The following is a 464-nucleotide window of genomic DNA, read 5'->3' as shown; positions in this document are numbered from 1 at the left end:
GCGGCACCAGTGATGCGGTTGAAGGCACCGTGATCACCTTTACGGTTATCGATGATTTAGGGGCAGAGCAAACCTTTACCACCACCGTGGATGCGAGCGGCAACTTCTCAGTGGAAGTACCGACGGCACTTGCAGAAGGACCGTACAGCATTGAGGCCAGCATTAGCGATGATGCAGGTAACAGCACTGATATCTCTGGCAGCGGTAACATCGATACCACCGCGCCAAGTGTGAGTGTGGATGCACCAGCGCTCACCAACGACAGCTCGCCAACAGTTACGGGCACCAGTGATGCACCAAACAGCACCGTTACGGTGACCTTTACCGATGCAGCCAATGCCGTACAAACTATTGATGTACAAACCGATGCGAATGGTAATTGGAGTGCCACCCCAGCGACTGATTTAGCTGAAGGCAACTACAGTGTTATCGCCAGCATTACCGATGCGTCGGCTAACAACCGC

The 464-nt window shown here is 53.7% G+C and carries 1 protein-coding gene; it reads left to right on the top strand.

Translation table 11 applies throughout. From position 1 onward, the window contains the following. On the top strand, window positions 1–464 hold a 464-nt coding region (locus tag CWC04_RS18725; protein ID WP_249326205.1), incomplete at both ends, for an Ig-like domain-containing protein.

Source organism: Pseudoalteromonas sp. S2893 (assembly GCF_005887105.1).
GTDB lineage: Bacteria > Pseudomonadota > Gammaproteobacteria > Enterobacterales > Alteromonadaceae > Pseudoalteromonas > Pseudoalteromonas atlantica.
Note: the sequence above shows the minus strand (reverse complement) of the source record. Positions and strands in the feature narration are given on the sequence as shown.